We start from the raw sequence: 19497 nt of genomic DNA, 5'->3' as shown, positions 1-19497 counted from the left end.
TATAGATATCTGTAGGGTACATATCCTGCAGATCGTAGACTTATGTGCTTGATAGATAGAGGGATTAGAGCGTTGTAATAATGCAGCGGAGGAGCTCTATATCTTTCTAAAAAATAGGCTAATATGATAATTTATGGGATATTTGTTCCATTTATATTTCATTTGAAACGAATTTGCTATTCTTTCTTTTGTTTGAGACAGTATTGCGATTTATTGGGATATTTATTTTATCAGGAAATCCTCTCATCCGTTAATTTTGCCTATGTTAATCAATCAAAAATACTATGATAAAACCATTGCATCAATTAAAGAAGCTTTTTATCCTTTGTGGGCTTCTTATCAACTGGTATCGGGAATATTTATAATGAAATAACCTTTTTATTAATAATTATGAAAACAAAAACAAGAGATCTAAGCACATGCTTAAAAAGGCGGTTGTGGATTGTAGGTGTATGTCTGACGACCTTTTCTTTTCTTTCTGTATCTGTTGCATATGCAGTCAGTGATAATCAGACTGTCCAGCAGCAAAAAAAAGGAATGGTGATTAAAGGTAAGGTTTTGGGTACAGACGGTGAACCTATTATCGGTGCATCTGTATTGGTGAAAGGCTCTACTACTGGAGTTGTTACTGATTTGGATGGTAACTATACACTGTCTAACGTTTCTAAAGGAGCTATTTTGGAATTTAGTTATGTAGGTTATGTAAAGCTGACTAAAACCGTAGGAAATGAAACAACCATAAATGCAATTCTGTATGAGGACTCTCAGATGTTGGAGGGAGTTGAGGTTGTGGCTTTTGGTACACAGAAAAAGGAGAGTGTTATTGGTGCTATTTCAACCGTGAAAGTGGCGGAACTGAAAACACCCTCCAGTAATCTTACGAATGCACTTGCCGGGCGTATTGCAGGAGTAATCTCTTATCAGAGAACTGGTGAACCGGGGGTGGATGACGCCTCTTTCTTTGTTCGCGGTGTTACAACTTTCGGATATAAAAAAGATCCGTTGATTTTGATTGACGGCATTGAGTTAACTTCTACCGATCTGGCTCGTTTACAGCCAGATGACATCGCCAGCTTTTCTATTATGAAGGATGCTACTGCTACCGCTCTTTACGGTGCCCGTGGTGCAAATGGTGTGATTCTGGTGAAAACCAAAGAAGGTCAGAAGGGAAAAGCACGGTTAAGCTTAAGAGTTGAGAACTCAATATCCACTCCGACTCAAGAGATAGAATTGGCAGATCCTGTTACTTATATGCGTCTGCACAATGAGGCCTATTTAACTCGTAATCCGTTGGCGCCGTTGATGTATTCTGAGGAAAAAATAGACAATACTGTACCGGGGGCGGGATCTGTAATTTATCCGGCTACGGATTGGAGAAAGGAATTATTAAAAGATTTTACGATGAACCAGCGCGTCAACCTGAATATTACAGGTGGTGGTGATGTCGCACGTTACTATGTGGCAGCTTCGTATAGTCAAGACAATGGTATTCTGGAGGTTGATAAGAACAGTAATTTTAATAATAATATCAAACAGAGAGTTTATACTCTTCGTTCTAATGTGAATATCAACGCTACCAAGACAACAGAATTGATTGTCCGTCTAAGTGGTGTGTTCGATGATTATAACGGACCGTTATATGGTGGTTCGGCTATGTACAATCTGATTATGAAGAGTAATCCGGTATTGTTTCCCGCTAAATATCCCAAAGATGAAGCTCATACATACACGAAACATACTTTATTTGGTAATGCTGAAAATGGACAATATTTGAATCCGTATGCAGAAATGGTAAGAGGATATAAAGAATCCGGCCGTTCTAATTTGAGTGCGCAGTTTGAAGTGAAACAGGATCTGAAATTCTTGACGGAAGGTTTATCGGCACGCTTGTTGTTTAATACTTCCCGTATCTCCAGTTATGATGTTTCACGTAAACTGAATCCATATTATTATAAGATGACTAATTATGATTATCTGACCGGTGATTATGCCATTGATATCATTAATCCGGATGACGGTTCGGAATATCTGATTTATGATCCGGGTGGTAAGAGTATTACGGCTAATATGTATATAGAGGCTGCATTGAATTATAATCGTGATTTCGGAAAACATGGAGTAGGCGGATTATTAGTCTATCAGTTGAGAAATAACCTTCAGCCGAATGCAGGCTCGCTTCAGGCATCTCTGCCTTACCGCAATGTCGGTTTATCGGGGCGTTTCACTTATGCATATAATAATCGTTATTTTGCAGAGTTCAACTTCGGGTATAATGGTTCCGAACGCTTCCATAAAAGTAAACGGTTCGGTTTCTTCCCTTCTGCCGGTTTGGCATGGGTTGTTTCTAATGAGTCTTTTTGGGATCCATTTAAAGATGTAGTATCCAAGTTGAAATTGAGAGCGTCTTATGGTATTGTTGGTAATGATGCTATCGGAAGCGGGCGTTTCCTGTATTTGTCGGATATCAATATGAATGATAGTAAGTATGGGGCAAACTTCGGATATAATTATGATTATCATCGGGATGGTATTTCGGTAAAGCGATATTCTGATCCTGAAATTACATGGGAAAAGTCTGCTAAAACAAACTTTGCACTTGAGTTCACTTTATTTAATGATTTGAATGTGACGGCAGAGTATTATACGGAACGCCGTAAGAGTATTTTGCAACAACGAACTTCGATCCCGGCATCTATGGGACTTTGGGTACAACCTTATGCAAACTTGGGAGAGGCCAAGGGGCACGGAGTTGACTTATCGTTAGATTATAATAAATATTTCGCCAATAAATCATGGTTGCAGTTGAGAGGAAACTTTACTTATGCGACAAGTGAATATATGGTGTATGAGGATTATGAATATCCGGGAGCATGGTGGAAACAGAAAGTGGGTTATCCAACTAATCAGACTTGGGGATATATAGCAGAAGGTCTATTTGTTGACGACAATGAAGTGGCTAATTCTCCTGTGCAATTTGGAGAATATGGTGCAGGTGATATTAAGTATCGTGATGTGAACAAGGATGGTAAGATTACTGATCTCGATCAGGTACCTATCGGATATCCGAAAGAACCGGAAATTGTATATGGTTTTGGTGCCTCTTATGGATATAAGAATTGGGATATATCAGTGTTTTTCCAAGGATTGGCTAGAGAATCATTTTGGATTGATTATAATAATGTATCTCCATTTTTTAACACGGTTGATACAAAAGTTGTAGGTAATAGAGTTGGGCATAATGCACTTGCAAAGTTTATTGCAGATAGTCATTGGTCGGAGGATAATAGAGATGCTTATGCGGTATGGCCGAGATTAAGCCCGACTTCTATTGAGAATAACAGTAAAACGAGTACTTGGTTTATGCGGGATGGTTCGTTCTTGCGTTTAAAACAATTGGAGATTGGTTATACTATTCCTGAAAAAGTGACTAATAAAGTAGGAATCAAGAACCTTCGATTCTATGTTACAGGAAACAATCTATTATGCTTTAGTAAATTTAAACTTTGGGATCCTGAAATGGCAGGTTCCGGCTTAGGTTATCCTGTACAGCGTGTGTATAATATAGGACTAAATTTAACTTTCTAAATTTGATATAAAATGAAAAAAATACAACTGTTTATATTAAATTGTTTGATTATCGCTTTATCTTCATGTGATTCATTCTTGGATATTGTTCCGGATGATATTGCTACAATCGATAATGCATTTACAATGAGGGCACAGGCAGAGAAATATTTGTTTACCTGTTATTATTATCTTCCGGCTCATGGCCTGTTGGAGGCAAATCCGGCAATTGCCGGTGGTGACGAACTGTATATTACGGAGTCTTTTCGTAGTGCAGCACACGTACATGCATGGTATATTTCACATAATATGCAAAGTTCGGCAAGACCACGCTGTGATTATTGGACCGGAGCCGATCAACAGAATAACAAATCATTGTATCAAGGAATCAGTGACTGTAACATCTTTCTGGAGAATATTCAGAAGGTACCTGATATGACACAAGCAGAGAAAGACCGTTGGGCGGCAGAAGTACGTTTCTTGAAAGTCTATTACCATTATTGGCTGATTAGAATGTATGGACCAATTCCTATTATGGATCGGAATATTCCGGTAAATGCAAGTGAGGATGAAGTAAAGGTTTTTAGGAGTACTATAGACGAATGCTTTGATTATGTAATCAATTCTTTAACCGAGATTATCAACAGTAATCATTTGCCTGATAAGATAATGAATGAGGCTGAAGAGTTGGGACGAATTACTCAAGGAATTGCAATGGCAATAAAAGCCGAAGTGATGGTAACTGCTGCCAGTCCTTTATTTAATGGAAATGCTGATTATAAAGGATATACTGATTCCAGAGGTATTGAACTATTCAATCCGAATAAATCGGAACAGGCCAAAAAACAGCGTTGGATAGATGCTGCGGAAGCTTGTAGGCAGGCTATTGATTTTCTGAAAGCTCAGGGACATGATTTATATAAATATACTTCTCTTGAATACACAATATCCGATCAGACCCGTGCGAAAATGAATATTCGTAACATTGTGACGGAAAAGTGGAATCAAGAAATTATTTGGGCTAATTCAAATAGTATTATCGGACAGTTACAGGATCATGCTATTCCACGTGGATTGGAACCGGGAAAAGAAGGAAATGCGAGTGTTGGTGGTAATTTGGCTGTCCCTCTAAAAATAGCAGATTTGTTTTATACAAAAAATGGAGTTCCTATTACAGAAGATAAGACATGGAATTATGATGATCGTTTTGAATTGAGAAAAGCAACAGCTAATGATAAGTACTTTATCAAGGAAGGGTATACAACAGCTAATCTGAATTTTGACAGAGAAGTACGCTATTACGCAAGTTTAGGATTTGATGGTGCAGTCTGGTTCGGGCAGGGAGTGACAGATGAGACGAAACCGATTTATGTGCAATGTAAACAAGGACAGTCTGCTGCCAATCAGATTGCGAATTCATGGAATGAAACAGGTATATGGCCTAAAAAACTAGTTCATTTTAAGAGTGTGGTAGGGCAGACCAGTGGTTTTACTAAGATTACATATCCGTTCCCGGTGATGAGATTGGGTAACTTATATCTGTTGTATGCTGAAGCTTTGAATGAAAGTGGTGCTACTAAAACTGATGTTCTGACTTGGGTCGATTTGATCAGAGAAAGAGCAGGACTGAAAGGTGTGGAAGAAAGCTGGGATACATATACGAACAATAAGAAATATGAAACAATAGATGGCAGACGTGAGATCATACAACAGGAACGTGGAATTGAATTGGCATTCGAAGCACAGAGATTTTGGGACTTACGTAGATGGAAATTGGCATTTCAGGAACAGAATAAGCCGATAACTGGTTGGAATACTCAGTATAGCACAAATGAAGATTACTATACAGAACAATTGATTTATACTCAAGAGTTTAGAATAAGAAACTATTTCTGGCCGATTTTAGATAAGGAACTATATTCGAATAAAAACCTGGTACAGAATTATGGTTGGTAAACTTTAAAATAAAAACGTTATGAAGAAGAAATTTTATAAATATGGGTTGTTTTATATAGGAGTTGTTTTGGCTGCTTGTGCCGACAATGCTGATCTGAACGAACCTACGGGAAGTACGACACCACCGTCACAGGTGCTGAATGCGACGGTAAAGAATCTGCCTGGTGCAGCAATTATCTATTATGATTTGCCGGATGATCAAAATTTAAAATATGTTCGGGCTAGCTATAAAGTTGATAATATGATTCGTACAGTTAATGCTTCTTTCTATACAGATTCTTTGGTAGTAGAAGGATTCCCTACTAAGGGAGAGTATGACGTTGAACTTTATTCCGTTAGTTATGGTGAGGCTGTCTCTACTCCGCTTGTGGTAAAAGTAAGTCCGGATACTCCTCCTTATCAGAAAGTGCGTGGAACATTAATTTCAGCTGAAACATTTGGCGGTATCAAAGTGAACTTTGATAACCCGGAAAAGGCTAAATTGGGACTGGGGGTCATAAAGAAACAGGCAGAAGGGATTTGGACACAGGTATATATGCATTATACTGAGGCTAAAGGTGGTGATTTCTATGTACGCGGCCTGGATGCTGTTACTACAGATTTTGGTATTTTTGTCAGAGATAGATGGGGACATCTTTCTGATACATTGTATGTCACTGAGACTCCTTTGTATGAAGAACAATGCGATAAGTCTTTGTTCAGGAAGATGGCTTTGCCGACTGACTCTTATGAGTGCCACTCATGGAATGAAGTGACGAAAGGAAATGATATGACGCGGCTTTGGGATGGAATCACAGATACAGATCCTTGTTTTCAAACCAAGACGACAACAGTAATGCCGCAATGGTTTACCTTTGATATGGGGGAAAAGTATAAATTGAGCCGATTTGTAATGGTTTCACGTTATTATCCGGGTAAGTATGGTAATACATTTAAAGCAGGACACCCGAAGCATTTTGAACTGTGGGGTAGTAATGATCCAAATCCAGATGGTAGCTTTGATGATTCTTGGGTATTACTTTCTGAATATGAGTCGGTGAAACCTTCAGGAGGTGGTGTAAACGATGCTCTTACAACAGAGGATCAGGAAGCTGCGAAAAATGGTGAGAATTTTATTATTCCTGATAATGCTCCGGCTGTACGTTATATTCGTTTTAAAACGAATGACACATGGGGGAAAACACGTTATATGCATCTTCACGAACTTACGTTTTTCGGTGCGAGGCATAATTAGTAACAAGTAAAAGATAATGCTATGAAACTATTTAAAAAACTGATTTTTATATTTTTAAGTATAGGTGCCTTGATCTCTTGCGATGGTATGGATGCCACGTATAAAGAGTTTATAGAAGAAGGGCCTATTGTATATATTGGAAAAGTAGATTCACTGAAAGCTTATGCAGGACGTAATCGGGTTATGCTCGAATGGCAGAAATTATTTGATCCTCGTGCTAAAACGGCAAAAATATTCTGGGAAAACAGAACGAAGTCTACTGAATTACAATTGACAGATAAAGCAACTCTTACTCAGGTTGTAGTAGAGGATTTGGCGGAAGGCTCGTATGTCTTTGAAATCTGTACATACGATACGTATGGTAATTCTTCTATTATGTCGGAGGTTCCTTGTGCAGTATATGGTGATGTTTATGAGAAATTGTTGTTCAATACAAAAGTAAAGACGGCGGTTTTAAAGAATGATGTATTGACCGTTACTTTTGCAGCTTCGCTTGAACCAACTTTTTTTGCTTCTGAAATTACTTATATGAGTTCTGAGGGGAAAAATAAAACTGTGCTTTTGAAAGCTCCCGCAACACAGGTGAAGATAGATGATTTCGCAGGAGACCATATCACTTATCGTTCCGTTTATTTGCCGGAAGAAACCGCCATAGATTATTTTTATAGTGAGTCGGATGAGCTTGAAATCAATTAAAAGAAATAGCAGAGATAACAAAAAGGATTTATAAGGTCATTTTTCTTACTATAGAATTATATGAAAGCCTTGTATCTTTTGTAGTAACGGGTACTACAAATGGTACAAGGCTTTTTTTTATGCTATATGCATCAATTATCCCATTCATGTTTCATTTGTCTATATCATTTTATTTTGAGACGTTTTTGTGATTTATTGGGATGTTTATATCATCTATATATTGTGCGAACCTCTAATTTTGCCTGTGTTGATTACTGCAAATGATAAAACTAGTTATATATGATAAAACAATTATTTTCAATAGGAATAGCTCTGTCATTATTTTCTCAGATGTTATGGGCACAATGGACCCCTGTAGGAGATAGGATCAAAACTTCTTGGGCGGAGAAGATAGATGTGAACAATGTATTACCGGAATATCCGCGTCCTATTATGGAGCGTTCTGAGTGGTCTAATTTGAATGGTTTATGGAAGTATGCAGTTTTACCGTTGGGAAAATCAATTCCGGATTCTTTTGAAGGTGATATATTAGTACCATTTGCTGTCGAATCCAGCCTTTCGGGAGTCGGAAAGACATTGGGAGAAGATAAAGAATTATGGTATCAGCGTGAGTTTGTTATACCCTCTAAATGGAGAGGAAAAAGGATTTTGCTTCATTTTGGAGCTGTTGATTGGAAAACTGAGGTATGGGTTAACAATATAAAAGTAGGAGAACATACAGGAGGATTTACTCCGTTTACATTTGATATAACCCAAGCTTTGAAGAACTCGGAAAATAATTTGGTTGTCAAAGTGTGGGACCCGACAGAAAAAGGTACGCAGCCACGCGGAAAGCAAGTGAGTAATCCTCATGGTATCTGGTATACGCCGGTGAGTGGTATCTGGCAGACTGTATGGTTGGAACCGGTGTCTGAACACTATATTACAGATATAAAAACAACACCTGATATAGATTTGAATAAGGTTAAAGTAAAGGTTGAAACAGATGACAATAGGTATTCAGATAAATTTGAGGTAAAAGTGTTTGAAGGAGGGCGTCTGGTGGCTGTGGGAACATCAATTAATGGGTTACCAGTTGAGGTTTCCATGCCGGCTGATGCCAAACTTTGGTCGCCGGATGAACCATTCTTATATCAGATGGAAGTTTCTTTATTTGAGGGAGGAAAACGGGTAGACTGTGTAAGGAGTTATATGGCGATGCGTAAGTACTCTATGAAAAGAGACAAAAAAGGTATTGTGCGTTTACAGTTAAACAATAAAGATCTGTTTCAATTTGGTCCGTTAGATCAGGGTTGGTGGCCGGATGGATTATATACAGCTCCTACGGATGAGGCATTGTGTTATGATATCAAGAAAACGAAAGATTTGGGCTTTAATATGATAAGAAAACATGTAAAGGTAGAGCCTGCACGTTGGTATACATACTGTGATCAAATGGGAGTAATTGTTTGGCAGGATATGCCTAATGGTGATAAAACCTTGGAGTGGCAGAGAAAGAAGTATTTTGATGGAACGGAACTGACACGTTCTCCTGAATCTGAGGCTACTTATCGTAAGGAATGGAAAGAAATTATTGATTATCTCTATTCTTATCCTTGTATTGGGACTTGGGTGCCCTTTAATGAGGCTTGGGGGCAATTTAAGACAAGTGAGATTGCAGAATGGACCAAACAATATGACTCTACACGTTTGGTCAATCCGGCAAGTGGTGGAAATCATTATACTTGCGGTGATATGCTTGATTTGCATAATTATCCGGGGCCGGAAATGTATTTGTATGATGCACAACGTGCTACGGTACTAGGAGAATATGGGGGGATTGGTTTAGTTTTGAAGAATCATCTTTGGGAACCCAACCGGAATTGGGGATACATCCAGTTTAATACATCTACGGAAGCTACTGCTGAATATCTGAAGTATGCAGAAATGCTGAAAGAAATGATAAAGCAAGGCTTTTCTGCAGCTGTTTACACACAAACGACAGATGTAGAAGTAGAAGTGAATGGACTGATGACTTATGACCGTAAAGTAATAAAGCTGGATGAAGCAACATTGAAGAAGATCAATAATGAGATTTGTAAAACGTTAAAATAACAAATATAGAGATTTTATATTTACCATGAGAAAAATACTTATTTTGGTTTTTAGTCTTTTTTCGATATTCTCTACAGTAGAAGCGAAAAGTAAGAAGGGACAAGATCGTGTGTTAATTGATAAAGTTGCCATGTGGCAGGTAAATCATCAGTCAAAAGTTAAACATCATGATTTGGCGTGGACAAACGGAGTCTTGTTCCGGGGGATGGTAGAATGGGCAGATTATACTCAAGACTCCCGTTATTATGATTTTCTGATGCAGATAGGGAAGAAACATCATTGGGGGTTCTTAAAACGTCTCTATCATGCGGACGATCTTGTTATAGCACAGATGTATATTCGTATGTATGAGAAATACCATGATCCTGCAATGATTCAGCCTACAATTGCCCGTGTAGATTCTGTTGTTGCTAAACCTTCGAAGGCCCGTTTGTGGCTCGGAGCAAAGAATTGGTCGGAACGTTGGTCATGGTGTGATGCGTTATTTATGGCTCCGCCGGTATACGGGTTGTTGAATAAGCTCTATCCGGAGAAAAACTATTTGGCTTTTATGGATAGGGAATTTAAAGAAGCTACAGATTCTTTATATGATGCGGATGCTAAGTTATACTATCGTGATAGAAGATATATTCCCAAAAGAGAGAAGAATGGCGAGAAGGTATTTTGGGGAAGAGGTAATGGTTGGGTGTTTGCAGGAATACCTTTGTTGTTGCAAACTTTGCCTAAAGATCATCCTACTTATGATTATTATCTGAACATTTATAAAGAAATGGCTTCCGCTATAGTTCAGTGTCAGGATAAGAATGGTTCTTGGCATGCCAGTATGCTTGATCCGGATTCATATCCTTCCCCTGAAAATAGTGCTTCCGGATTTTTTGTTTATGGCTTGGGCTGGGGAGTGAATCAAGGAATTTTGAAAGATAGAAAATATAAAAAAGCTGCCCGTAAGGGGTGGAAGGCTTTGAAAAGCTATGTTCATGAAGATGGCATGCTTGGATATGTCCAACCGGTTAGTGCTGCTCCTGAACAAGTGACTCAGAATATGACTGAGGTATATGGGGTTGGAGCATTCTTGATGGCAGGAATTGAGATGTTGAAAATGAAATAGCCTTTTAATAATAATTAAACTTATACGAAATGGAAAGACATTGTTTTATGAAAGTGAGAATCTTATGGTTAATCGCTTTTCTGTTGTTTACCGTTCAACTGTCTGCTCAACAAAAAGTAACAGTGAAAGGTAAGATAACTGATGAACATAATGAGCCTGTTATTGGGGCTAATATAATGGAGAAAGGTACAACGAATGGAGTTATTTCTGATTTTGACGGATTTTTTACTTTAAATGTTTCTTCCGGAGCTACCCTTGTAGTATCATATATAGGATTTGCTCAGCAAGAAATTCCTGTCAAAGACAAACGCGATTTTGTGATTCGTCTGGCAGAAGATTCAGAAACGTTGAATGAAGTAGTTGTGATTGGTTATGGTAGTGCTCGCAAAAGAGACTTGACTGGTGCAGTAATGCAAGTAAAGTCTGCGCAGTTGGAAAATGAAAGTCCTTCCTCCATGCAAGACTTATTAAGAGCGAATGTTCCGGGATTGAGTGTTGGTTTTAGTGCAGGTCCCAAACCGGGTGGAAGTCTTTTGATTCGTGGAAAGAACTCAATTAATGCTGGAACTGATCCGTTGATTGTATTGGATGGAGTTATATATCCGGGTGACTTGGCCGATATTAATCCGAATGATATAGAACAAATTGATGTGTTGAAGGATGCTAGTTCTGCTGCTATTTACGGAGCGCGTTCTGCTAGTGGAGTTATTATCATCACTACAAAGATGGGTAAAAGTGAAAAACCGACAATTAGTTTTGATGCTTCTATAGGTGTAGCTACTCAGGCTATAGTTCCTGAAGTATATCAGGGAGATGAGTTTACTGCTTGGAGGACGGATGTCTTTAATAGTGCAAATCCGAACCATAGACCTTATGAGTTTAATGACCCTCGTAAATTACCCGCAGATGTTTCTATTGAAGATTGGATGAAATATGATAATTCGACGGGAGATCCTGTAGAGACTTGGTTGCGTCGAATTGGCTTTAAGAACTTGGAAATACAGAATTATTTGGATGGTAAATCTGTAGATTGGGCCGATATGGTTTTTCAGAATGGTCTTCGTCAGGATTATAATGCAAGTATTTCGGGAAAGACAAAAGGGGTAAATTATTATTGGTCTATGGGATGGACAGACAATGAGGGCATTATTGTAAATAACGGATATAAATCATTTAAGACTCGTTTAAATCTGGATGCCAAAATAAATAAGTTTCTGACTGTGGGATTAAATGCGCAATTTGTACAACGTGATGCCAGTGCTATCGGAGCGGATTGGGTTCAGTATCAGAAGCTGACTCCATATGGAAGTCCTACTAATGAAGATGGAACAATGAAGTTGAATCCGGGAGATGACACGTCAGCGAAGCATCCTTTGATCGATTCTTATTATACAGATAAGAGAAATGTGATAAATAATTTGAATGCTAATATCTATGCTAAGGTATCTTTACCTTTTAATATATCTTATCAGATGAATTTCTCTCCACGATATGAGTGGGCTACAGATTATGTACATAAATCTTCGGAACATCCAAGCTGGAAAGATTTTGGGGGTTCTGCTTCACGAACTTTTAGAAATGATTTTCTATGGCAACTTGACAATATAGTAAAGTGGAAACAAACTTTCGCCAAAGTACATGACGTGGATTTCACTTTCTTATTTAATGCGGAGAAGTTTCAAAGATGGAGTGATGAAATGAATAATGAAGGATTTGATCCAAATGATGATCTTGGATATCATTATATGAAAGGTGGAATATTGCCTACAATTAGTAGTAATGATGAATATAGAACCGGTGATGCATTGATGGCACGTTTATTTTATTCGTATGACAACCGTTATATGATTACCGGTACGGTTCGGAGAGATGGCTATTCTGCGTTTGGACAAAAAAATCCTCGGGCGGTATTCCCCTCAGTTGCTGTCGGCTGGGTATTCTCTGATGAACCTTTTTTGAAGAAGTTAAATTGGTTGGACTATGGAAAGCTAAGGTTCTCATGGGGATTAAATGGTAATAGAGACATTGGGGTTTATAGAGCTTTAGCCAGAATGGGTAATAGTAAATATATGTATGTAAGTCCGGATGGAAAGGTTTATAATGGATCCTATCTTTATGTGAATTCTTTGGCTAATAAAGAATTAAAATGGGAACGTACGGCTTCATTCAACTTAGGATTGGATTTTTCTATATTTAATGAACGGTTAAAAGGAAATATCGATATTTATAAAGCTAACACGAAAGACCTTCTTATTGAACGTACATTACCCGAATTGATCGGATTCAGTTCAGTGATGTCTAATTTAGGTGAAGTAGAGAATAAAGGCATTGAACTTAGCCTGACATCGAAGAATATTGATACAAAGAATTTTGCATGGAGTTCAACATTCAATTTTACTTTGAACAGAAATAAGATTGTTCACCTGTACGGAGATATGGTTGATGTTTTAGATGAAAATGGGAACGTAGTAGGACAGAAAGAGGCTGACGATATCAAGAATAAATGGTTTATAGGTAAGTCTTTGGATGAAATATGGGGATTGGAAGTTATTGGAGTCTGGCAACAGGATGAAGCGGAAGAAGCAAAGAAGTATGGTGTAGCTCCTGGTGATTTTAAGTTGAGGGATGTTGATGGAAACGGACAGTATACAGATGAGGATAAAGTATTCCAAGGGACAACTAGTCCGAAATTTACATGGACATTGCGCAATGATTTCAAGATATATAAGAATATAGATGTTTCTTTCATGTTGTATTCTCTTTGGGGGCATAAAGGTACATATGATGTAGCTAAGCATAGTGGAACCACGGTATATAATGATAGACAGAATGCTTACAAGTTACCATACTGGACTCCGGAAAATCCGACAAATGAGTGGGCAAGAATTGATTCCAGTACAGGAGGAAACAGTTTTTCTGTATATCGGAAAAAATCATTTATTCGATTAGATAATATATCTGTCGGATACAATGTTCCATCACGTTGGATTACTAAATTGGGATTAGGCTCATTGAGAGTTTATGCTAATGTAAGAAATGTAGCGGTTTGGGCTCCGGATTTTAAACTTTGGGATCCGGAAAATAGTAGTCCTACTCCTCGTACGTATACTTTTGGTATTAATGTGACTATGTAATTAACTTTTAAGAATCAATGTTATGAATAATATTAGTAAATTAGTGATAATAGGATCTGTTGCGATAACTCTTTCGAGTTGTGGGGACAGCTGGTTGGAACCTAAACCTCTTTCATTTTATTCTCCGGAGAATACTCTGGTAGATGCTAAAGGTATGTGGGCTGCACTTGGTACTTGTGAGAAAAGGATTAAAGCGGAGTTTTATGGAGATGGACCTGCCATTATTACCGAACATATTTTTTCTGAGGTAGCTATTGAAGGAACTACGGACAAAACAAGTGTTGCTCAAGATCTAAATGCGGTTATTACGCCTGATAAAAATTTGAATAGTCCTAATGCCAATAGAGTAGGTTGGTATTGGAATGAAGCGTATGATAATATTAGGTATGCTAATACTGTGATTACACGTATTGATGAAGCAACTTACTCGTCTGAACAGGAGAAGAACGAGATATTGGCTACTGCTTATTTCTTTAGAGCTTATCACTATTATCGTTTGATAAATCAATTTGGTGATGTGCCTTTACTATTGAAAGAATTTACAGAGGCGAAACTCGACTTCTATACAACGAAGCGTGAGGTCATTTTAAATAAAATGATCGATGATATGAAGTTTGCTTGTCAATGGATGCCTGAGGTGGTTGATAGAGGAAAAGCTCCACGTGCGGCAGGCTATCATTTGTTGGCAAAGTTATATTTGGCTGCCGGTTTGTTTGATGAAGCCATAACAGCAGCTACGGCTGTAATAAGTGACCCGCGTTATGAATTGATGAAAAATAGATTCGGAGCAGAAAAAGCTGATGCTACTAAAAATGTGATTTGGGATTTACATCGCCCTGAAAATAAGGCATTGGCAGAAAATAAAGAGACTATCTTGTTGGTTATTGACAGATACCTTGTAGAAGGAAGCCAAGGTGATGGAATCAGAACGATGAGAAATGCAGTGCCTTATTATGGAAATACGAAGAATGCTATATTGACTCCTGATGGTAAACAGGGAGTAACAGACAAAAAGGATCCGACAGGAACAGTTAAAATTTCACTAGTTAAAAAGTATGGACGTGGAATCGGACGCTGTCGGGGAACAGCTTATTCTACCCAGTATATTTGGGATGATCCGAATGATTTGCGTCATGCAAAAGGAAATTGGATGAATATGGAGGATTTAGTATATAATGAACCTAAGTTGGAGGGGAAAAATAAATATTATGGCAAACCTTTACAGCTTTATGGAGAGACTGGACAGCTGTTGTGTAAAGATACAATTCGTAGTTGGTTTGGTTGGCCGCATTACAAATTATTTATACCGGATCCGGACAGAGTAGATCAACCGGAAGGTGGTAATACAGACTGGTATGTATATCGTTTGGCGGAAACCTATTTGTTGCGTGCAGAGGCTTATTGTTGGAAAGGCGATGCTGCTAGTTTGCAGAAAGCGGCAGATGATGTGAATGAAGTAAGAAATAGAGCGGGTGCAGGTGATTTGGCGGCATCTGATATGAATATTGGAACAATTTTGGATGAACGTGCGAGAGAGTTATATTATGAAGAACCTAGAAAAACAGAGTTGACTCGTATTGCTTATATATTTGCACAAACGGGAAAACCCTCTTATACTGGTAAGGTCTATAAAATGGATAATTTCTCAGAAGATAATTTCTTTTATGATAGAATTATGGAGTCCACCGATTTTTATAATAAAGGAGTTAAAACTATTTCTAATGTGGAATTTACAATGAGTCCGTATCATGTCTTATGGCCTATTCCTGCATCTACGATTAATTCTAATACTAAAGGGCATATTAATCAGAATAAGGGATATGCAGGATCTGAAAATAATATTCCTCCTTTGGAAACAATAGAAGCTAATTAATTTATTTAGATAAAATCTCAGTATCTTTGGTGTGACCGAAGATACTGAGAACTAATAATTATAAAATTATGAATAATAAAAATCATAGAATATTCTTCTTTTTTCTAGTATTTTCTCTTTTGGTAAATGGGGGGAATGCTTTTGCAAAGAAAAGTAAGGATCGTGAGTATTGGGTGAAAACAATGATCAAGATTATTGATCCGCTATATACCAATTTGAGTCAGAATACTTTGAGGAAAAACATGCCTGTTGAAACCTTTGATGGATTAAACAATGGCAATACAAGAAAGAATGTGACGCATTTGGAAGCTTTAGGACGTTCATTTGATGGTATTTCTGCATGGTTGAATTTACCTCCTGATGATACGGAAGAAGGTCAGCTTCGTGCTAAATATACCAATTTAGTGGTGAAATCTATTGCTAATGCTGTAAACCCGGAATCACCTGATTATATGCGTTTTGATGGGCCTGGAGGACAGCCGTTGGTTGATGCTGCTTTTTTTGCACAAGGCTTGTTACGTTCTAAGGATCAGATTTGGCCGAAGTTAGATAAAGTGACTCAAGAGAGAATTATTAAGGAATTGAAAGCTTCGCGCAGGATCAAGGCTTCAGAGTCTAATTGGTTGATGTTCTCTGCTACTATTGAAGCGGCCTTATTGGAGTTTACGGGTGAATGTGATTTGAAACCAATTCACTATGCGTTAAAGAGACATAAAGAATGGTATAAAGGAGATGGCTGGTATGGTGACGGGCGTAATTTTCATTTGGATTATTACAACAGTTATGTGATTCAACCCATGTTGATAGATGTATTGGCGGTCATGAAAGAGCATAAAGTGGAAGGGGCTGATTTTTATGACGTACAGTTACAACGCCTGATCCGTTATGCTGATCAACAAGAAAAGATGATATCTCCGGAAGGGACCTATCCTGTATTGGGAAGATCAATGGGCTATCGTTTTGGGGCTTTTCAGGTATTAGCTCAGGTATCCTGGATGAAATTATTACCTGAACATATCAAACCGGCACAAGTGCGTTGCGCTCTAACTAAGGTTATGAAAAGACAATTGGCCAAAGGTACATTTGATAAGGATGGATGGCTGAATCTGGGATTTTGTGGGCACCAGCCCGAGATTGCCGACAGATATGTATCTACTGGCAGTAATTATTTGTGTACTTTTATTTTCTTGCCTTTGGGTTTACAGGCGGATGATGAATTCTGGACGGCCAAGCCTGAGAAATGGTCTTCGGTTAAAATATGGAGCGGAAGTCGTGATATAAAGAAAGATGGTTCTATTAGAAACTAGAATTAAATCTCGAAGGTATGTTCTATTTAAGTAACAATAGTACAACATACCTTCAACTGAGTTGAATAAAAATAGAAATATTATGAAAAAACATTTGAGATTGGCAGCTTTATTGGCTACTACAATTCTGGTATTGTCAAGTTGCAGTACACAGAAACAGGTCAGATTGGTTTTATTGCCGGACATACAAACTTATTCACGACTTTACCCGGACATTCTGAGATCGCAGACCCAGTGGGCGGTGGAACATGCAGATAGTATTGATTTTGTTTTACAGCAAGGGGATATGACGGATCACAATATTGATAAAGAGTGGGCGGTGGCAGCTTCTACCTTGAATATGATGGATGATAAAGTTCCTTATGCTTTTGTTATGGGAAATCACGATTTGGGAAAAAATTCGAATAAAAGAGATTCCCAATTGTTTAATAACTATTTTCCTTATGCAAAATACAGTAAGATGAAGAATTTCGGAGGTGCGTTTGAAGAAGGGAAAATGGATAATGTATGGTATACTTTCAAAGCTGCCGGAATAAAATGGCTAATTCTTTGTTTGGAATTCGGGCCTCGTAATAATGTACTTGATTGGGCGGGAGAGGTTGTGAAGAAACATCCGCATCATAAGGTGATTATTAATACGCATGCGTATATGTACTCAGACGATACGCGTATGGGAGAAGGAGACCGTTGGTTGCCGCAGAAATATGGTTTGGGAAAGGATACCGGTGAGAATGCGGTGAATAATGGTGAGCAAATGTGGGATAAGTTGGTGAGCAAATATCCCAATATCCTCTTTGTCTTTAGTGGACATGTTTTGAATGGCGGTGTTGGGACGTTGGTTAGTATAGGCGAACAAGGTAATAAGGTATATCAGATGTTGGCTAACTTTCAGGATGGAGTGAAAGGAACGAATAGAGGACAAACCGGTTTTTTACGTATTGTAGATATAGATGTGAAAAAGAAACAGGTAAAAGTGGACACTTATTCTCCTTATTTGAAAGAATATAAGACTGACGCTAAGAATAGATTCTCATTTGAGGGAGTTAATTTTAAATAATCTGGTTTTACATTCCAAAGGATATAGCTATGAGCAGCATTCAATCATTTTATTTTGTAGGTGTGATTACTTTAGTCTCTTCTGCCCATGTTTATGGACAGAAGAAAGATAAGATGAATGTTTTATTTATCATTGCTGATGATATGCGGCCTGAATTGGGGTGTTATGGAATAGAGGATATTGTGACTCCTCACATTGATAGATTGGCGGAGCAGGCTACGGTCTTTCAAAATGCATATTGTAATATTCCTGTGAGCGGGGCTTCCAGAGCGAGTCTGTTTACAGGAGTATATCCTTGTTATCCGGAACGTTTTACTGCTTTCGATGCTAATGCAGAGAAAGATTGTCCCAAGGCACTTTCGCTTCCGGAGTGTTTTAAGAAAAACGGATATTATGTTATTTCCAATGGAAAAGTTTTCCATAATATAACCGATCATGCCCGTAGTTGGTCAGAATATCCGTGGAGAGTATATCCTGATGGTTACGGTAAGGATTGGGCTGAATATAATAAGTGGGAATTGTGGCAGAACGAAGAGTCTTCCCGTTATATCCACCCTAAGACTTTGCGAGGACCGTTCTGTGAATCGGCTGATGTCTCGGATACAACTTATATTGATGGTAGAGTAGCGCAGAAGACGATTGCAGATTTAAGGAGATTGAAAGAGATGAAAGTACCTTTCTTCTTGGCATGTGGCTTCTGGAAGCCACATTTGCCGTTCAATGCTCCTAAGAAATATTGGGATTTATATCAAAGGGAGAAGATTCAGTTGGCATCGAATCCTTATCGACCTAAAGCATTGCCGAAGCAGGTTACTTCCTCCGGTGAGATTCGTGGATATGGGAAATTTACGACAACAAAGGATGAGGCTTTTCAGCGAGAGGCAAAACACGGTTATTATGCATGTGTGAGTTACATAGATGCGCAGATCGGTTTAGTACTTGATGAACTTGAACGCTTGGGATTGGCAGAGAGTACGATAGTAGTGATATTAGGAGATCATGGCTGGCATTTGGGTGAACATGGTTTCTGGGGAAAACATAACCTGATGAATCATGCGACCCGTGCTCCATTGATTGTCCGTGTGCCTCATTGTAAAGGCGGAAAAGCTGGGGGAGTTGTAGAATTTGTGGATATTTATCCCACATTGTGTGAGTTGTGTAAAGTTCCGGTTCCTGAGGGGCAATTACAGGGAAAAAGCTTTGTTCCTATTCTGCAGGATAGTGAGAAGAGGATAAAAGAATACGCTTTTGTTCAATGGCAAGGTGGGTATAATATTGTTTCGGAGCGATATAGCAGTGCTATATGGTTGAAAGGTGATTCTGTTGTAGGTCGGATGGTGTTTGACCGCCAATCGGATGTTGCAGAGAATGAAAACAAAGTGGGTTCTGTCTCATTAAGTGAAGAGATAAAAGAACTGGAAACTCAGATAAGAATAAAAAAACTTCAATTAGAAAAATAATTTTAAAGAATATA

At 38.3% G+C, this 19497-nt stretch carries 11 protein-coding genes; all 11 read left to right on the top strand.

All coding sequences use genetic code 11. The features are described from left to right. The first annotated feature begins 390 nt into the window (after positions 1–390). Entirely contained in the window at positions 391–3585 is a 3195-nt protein-coding gene (locus CGC64_RS02735; RefSeq protein ID WP_005675200.1) for a SusC/RagA family TonB-linked outer membrane protein, read from the top strand. 12 nt (positions 3586–3597) lie between these two features. After that, on the top strand, positions 3598–5520 hold the full coding sequence (locus CGC64_RS02730) for a RagB/SusD family nutrient uptake outer membrane protein (protein WP_005675202.1): 1923 nt from the start codon (positions 3598–3600) through the stop codon (positions 5518–5520). A gap of 19 nt (positions 5521–5539) precedes the next feature. Further along, positions 5540–6754 (top strand): DUF5000 domain-containing lipoprotein, encoded by a 1215-nt coding sequence (locus tag CGC64_RS02725; protein WP_005675203.1) that lies wholly within the window; start codon positions 5540–5542, stop codon positions 6752–6754. 21 nt (positions 6755–6775) lie between these two features. Continuing rightward, on the top strand, positions 6776–7450 hold the full coding sequence (locus CGC64_RS02720) for a DUF4998 domain-containing protein (protein WP_005675204.1): 675 nt from the start codon (positions 6776–6778) through the stop codon (positions 7448–7450). A gap of 279 nt (positions 7451–7729) precedes the next feature. Then, positions 7730–9544 carry a glycoside hydrolase family 2 protein gene (locus CGC64_RS02715; RefSeq protein WP_005675205.1) on the top strand — a complete coding sequence of 605 codons (1815 nt, stop codon included), beginning with the start codon at positions 7730–7732 and terminating at the stop codon, positions 9542–9544. A 25-nt stretch (positions 9545–9569) separates the two neighbouring features. After that, positions 9570–10652 (top strand): glycoside hydrolase family 88/105 protein, encoded by a 1083-nt coding sequence (locus tag CGC64_RS02710; RefSeq protein ID WP_005675206.1) that lies wholly within the window; start codon positions 9570–9572, stop codon positions 10650–10652. Positions 10653–10699: 47 nt separating this feature from the next. Then, positions 10700–13786: a SusC/RagA family TonB-linked outer membrane protein gene (locus tag CGC64_RS02705; protein WP_005675207.1), complete on the top strand. Its 3087-nt coding sequence runs from the start codon at positions 10700–10702 to the stop codon at positions 13784–13786. A gap of 22 nt (positions 13787–13808) precedes the next feature. Next, positions 13809–15659 carry a RagB/SusD family nutrient uptake outer membrane protein gene (locus tag CGC64_RS02700; protein WP_005675208.1) on the top strand — a complete coding sequence of 617 codons (1851 nt, stop codon included), beginning with the start codon at positions 13809–13811 and terminating at the stop codon, positions 15657–15659. Positions 15660–15727: 68 nt separating this feature from the next. Beyond that, entirely contained in the window at positions 15728–16966 is a 1239-nt protein-coding gene (locus CGC64_RS02695; RefSeq protein ID WP_005675210.1) for a DUF2264 domain-containing protein, read from the top strand. Between the two features lie 82 nt (positions 16967–17048). Continuing rightward, complete coding sequence (locus tag CGC64_RS02690; RefSeq protein WP_005675211.1) at positions 17049–18023, top strand: metallophosphoesterase; 975 nt, start codon at positions 17049–17051, stop codon at positions 18021–18023. A gap of 29 nt (positions 18024–18052) precedes the next feature. Continuing rightward, positions 18053–19483, top strand: coding sequence for a sulfatase (locus tag CGC64_RS02685; protein ID WP_005675212.1), 1431 nt, complete (start codon positions 18053–18055; stop codon positions 19481–19483). Positions 19484–19497: the final 14 nt, after the last annotated feature.

The organism is Bacteroides caccae (assembly GCF_002222615.2).
Lineage (GTDB): Bacteria > Bacteroidota > Bacteroidia > Bacteroidales > Bacteroidaceae > Bacteroides > Bacteroides caccae.
The sequence above is the reverse complement of the archived record's forward strand: the minus strand, read 5'-3'. Positions and strand labels throughout refer to the sequence as shown.

What these genes read in the sequence shown, in the direction of transcription:
- CGC64_RS02685 (WP_005675212.1), top strand. Translation starts at nt 18,053, where the DNA reads ATGAGCAGCATTCAATCATTTTATTTTGTAGGTGTGATTACTTTAGTC.
- CGC64_RS02715 (WP_005675205.1), top strand. Translation starts at nt 7,730, where the DNA reads ATGATAAAACAATTATTTTCAATAGGAATAGCTCTGTCATTATTTTCT.
- CGC64_RS02735 (WP_005675200.1), top strand. Translation starts at nt 391, where the DNA reads ATGAAAACAAAAACAAGAGATCTAAGCACATGCTTAAAAAGGCGGTTG.
- CGC64_RS02730 (WP_005675202.1), top strand. Translation starts at nt 3,598, where the DNA reads ATGAAAAAAATACAACTGTTTATATTAAATTGTTTGATTATCGCTTTA.
- CGC64_RS02710 (WP_005675206.1), top strand. Translation starts at nt 9,570, where the DNA reads ATGAGAAAAATACTTATTTTGGTTTTTAGTCTTTTTTCGATATTCTCT.
- CGC64_RS02705 (WP_005675207.1), top strand. Translation starts at nt 10,700, where the DNA reads ATGAAAGTGAGAATCTTATGGTTAATCGCTTTTCTGTTGTTTACCGTT.
- CGC64_RS02690 (WP_005675211.1), top strand. Translation starts at nt 17,049, where the DNA reads ATGAAAAAACATTTGAGATTGGCAGCTTTATTGGCTACTACAATTCTG.
- CGC64_RS02720 (WP_005675204.1), top strand. Translation starts at nt 6,776, where the DNA reads ATGAAACTATTTAAAAAACTGATTTTTATATTTTTAAGTATAGGTGCC.
- CGC64_RS02695 (WP_005675210.1), top strand. Translation starts at nt 15,728, where the DNA reads ATGAATAATAAAAATCATAGAATATTCTTCTTTTTTCTAGTATTTTCT.
- CGC64_RS02700 (WP_005675208.1), top strand. Translation starts at nt 13,809, where the DNA reads ATGAATAATATTAGTAAATTAGTGATAATAGGATCTGTTGCGATAACT.
- CGC64_RS02725 (WP_005675203.1), top strand. Translation starts at nt 5,540, where the DNA reads ATGAAGAAGAAATTTTATAAATATGGGTTGTTTTATATAGGAGTTGTT.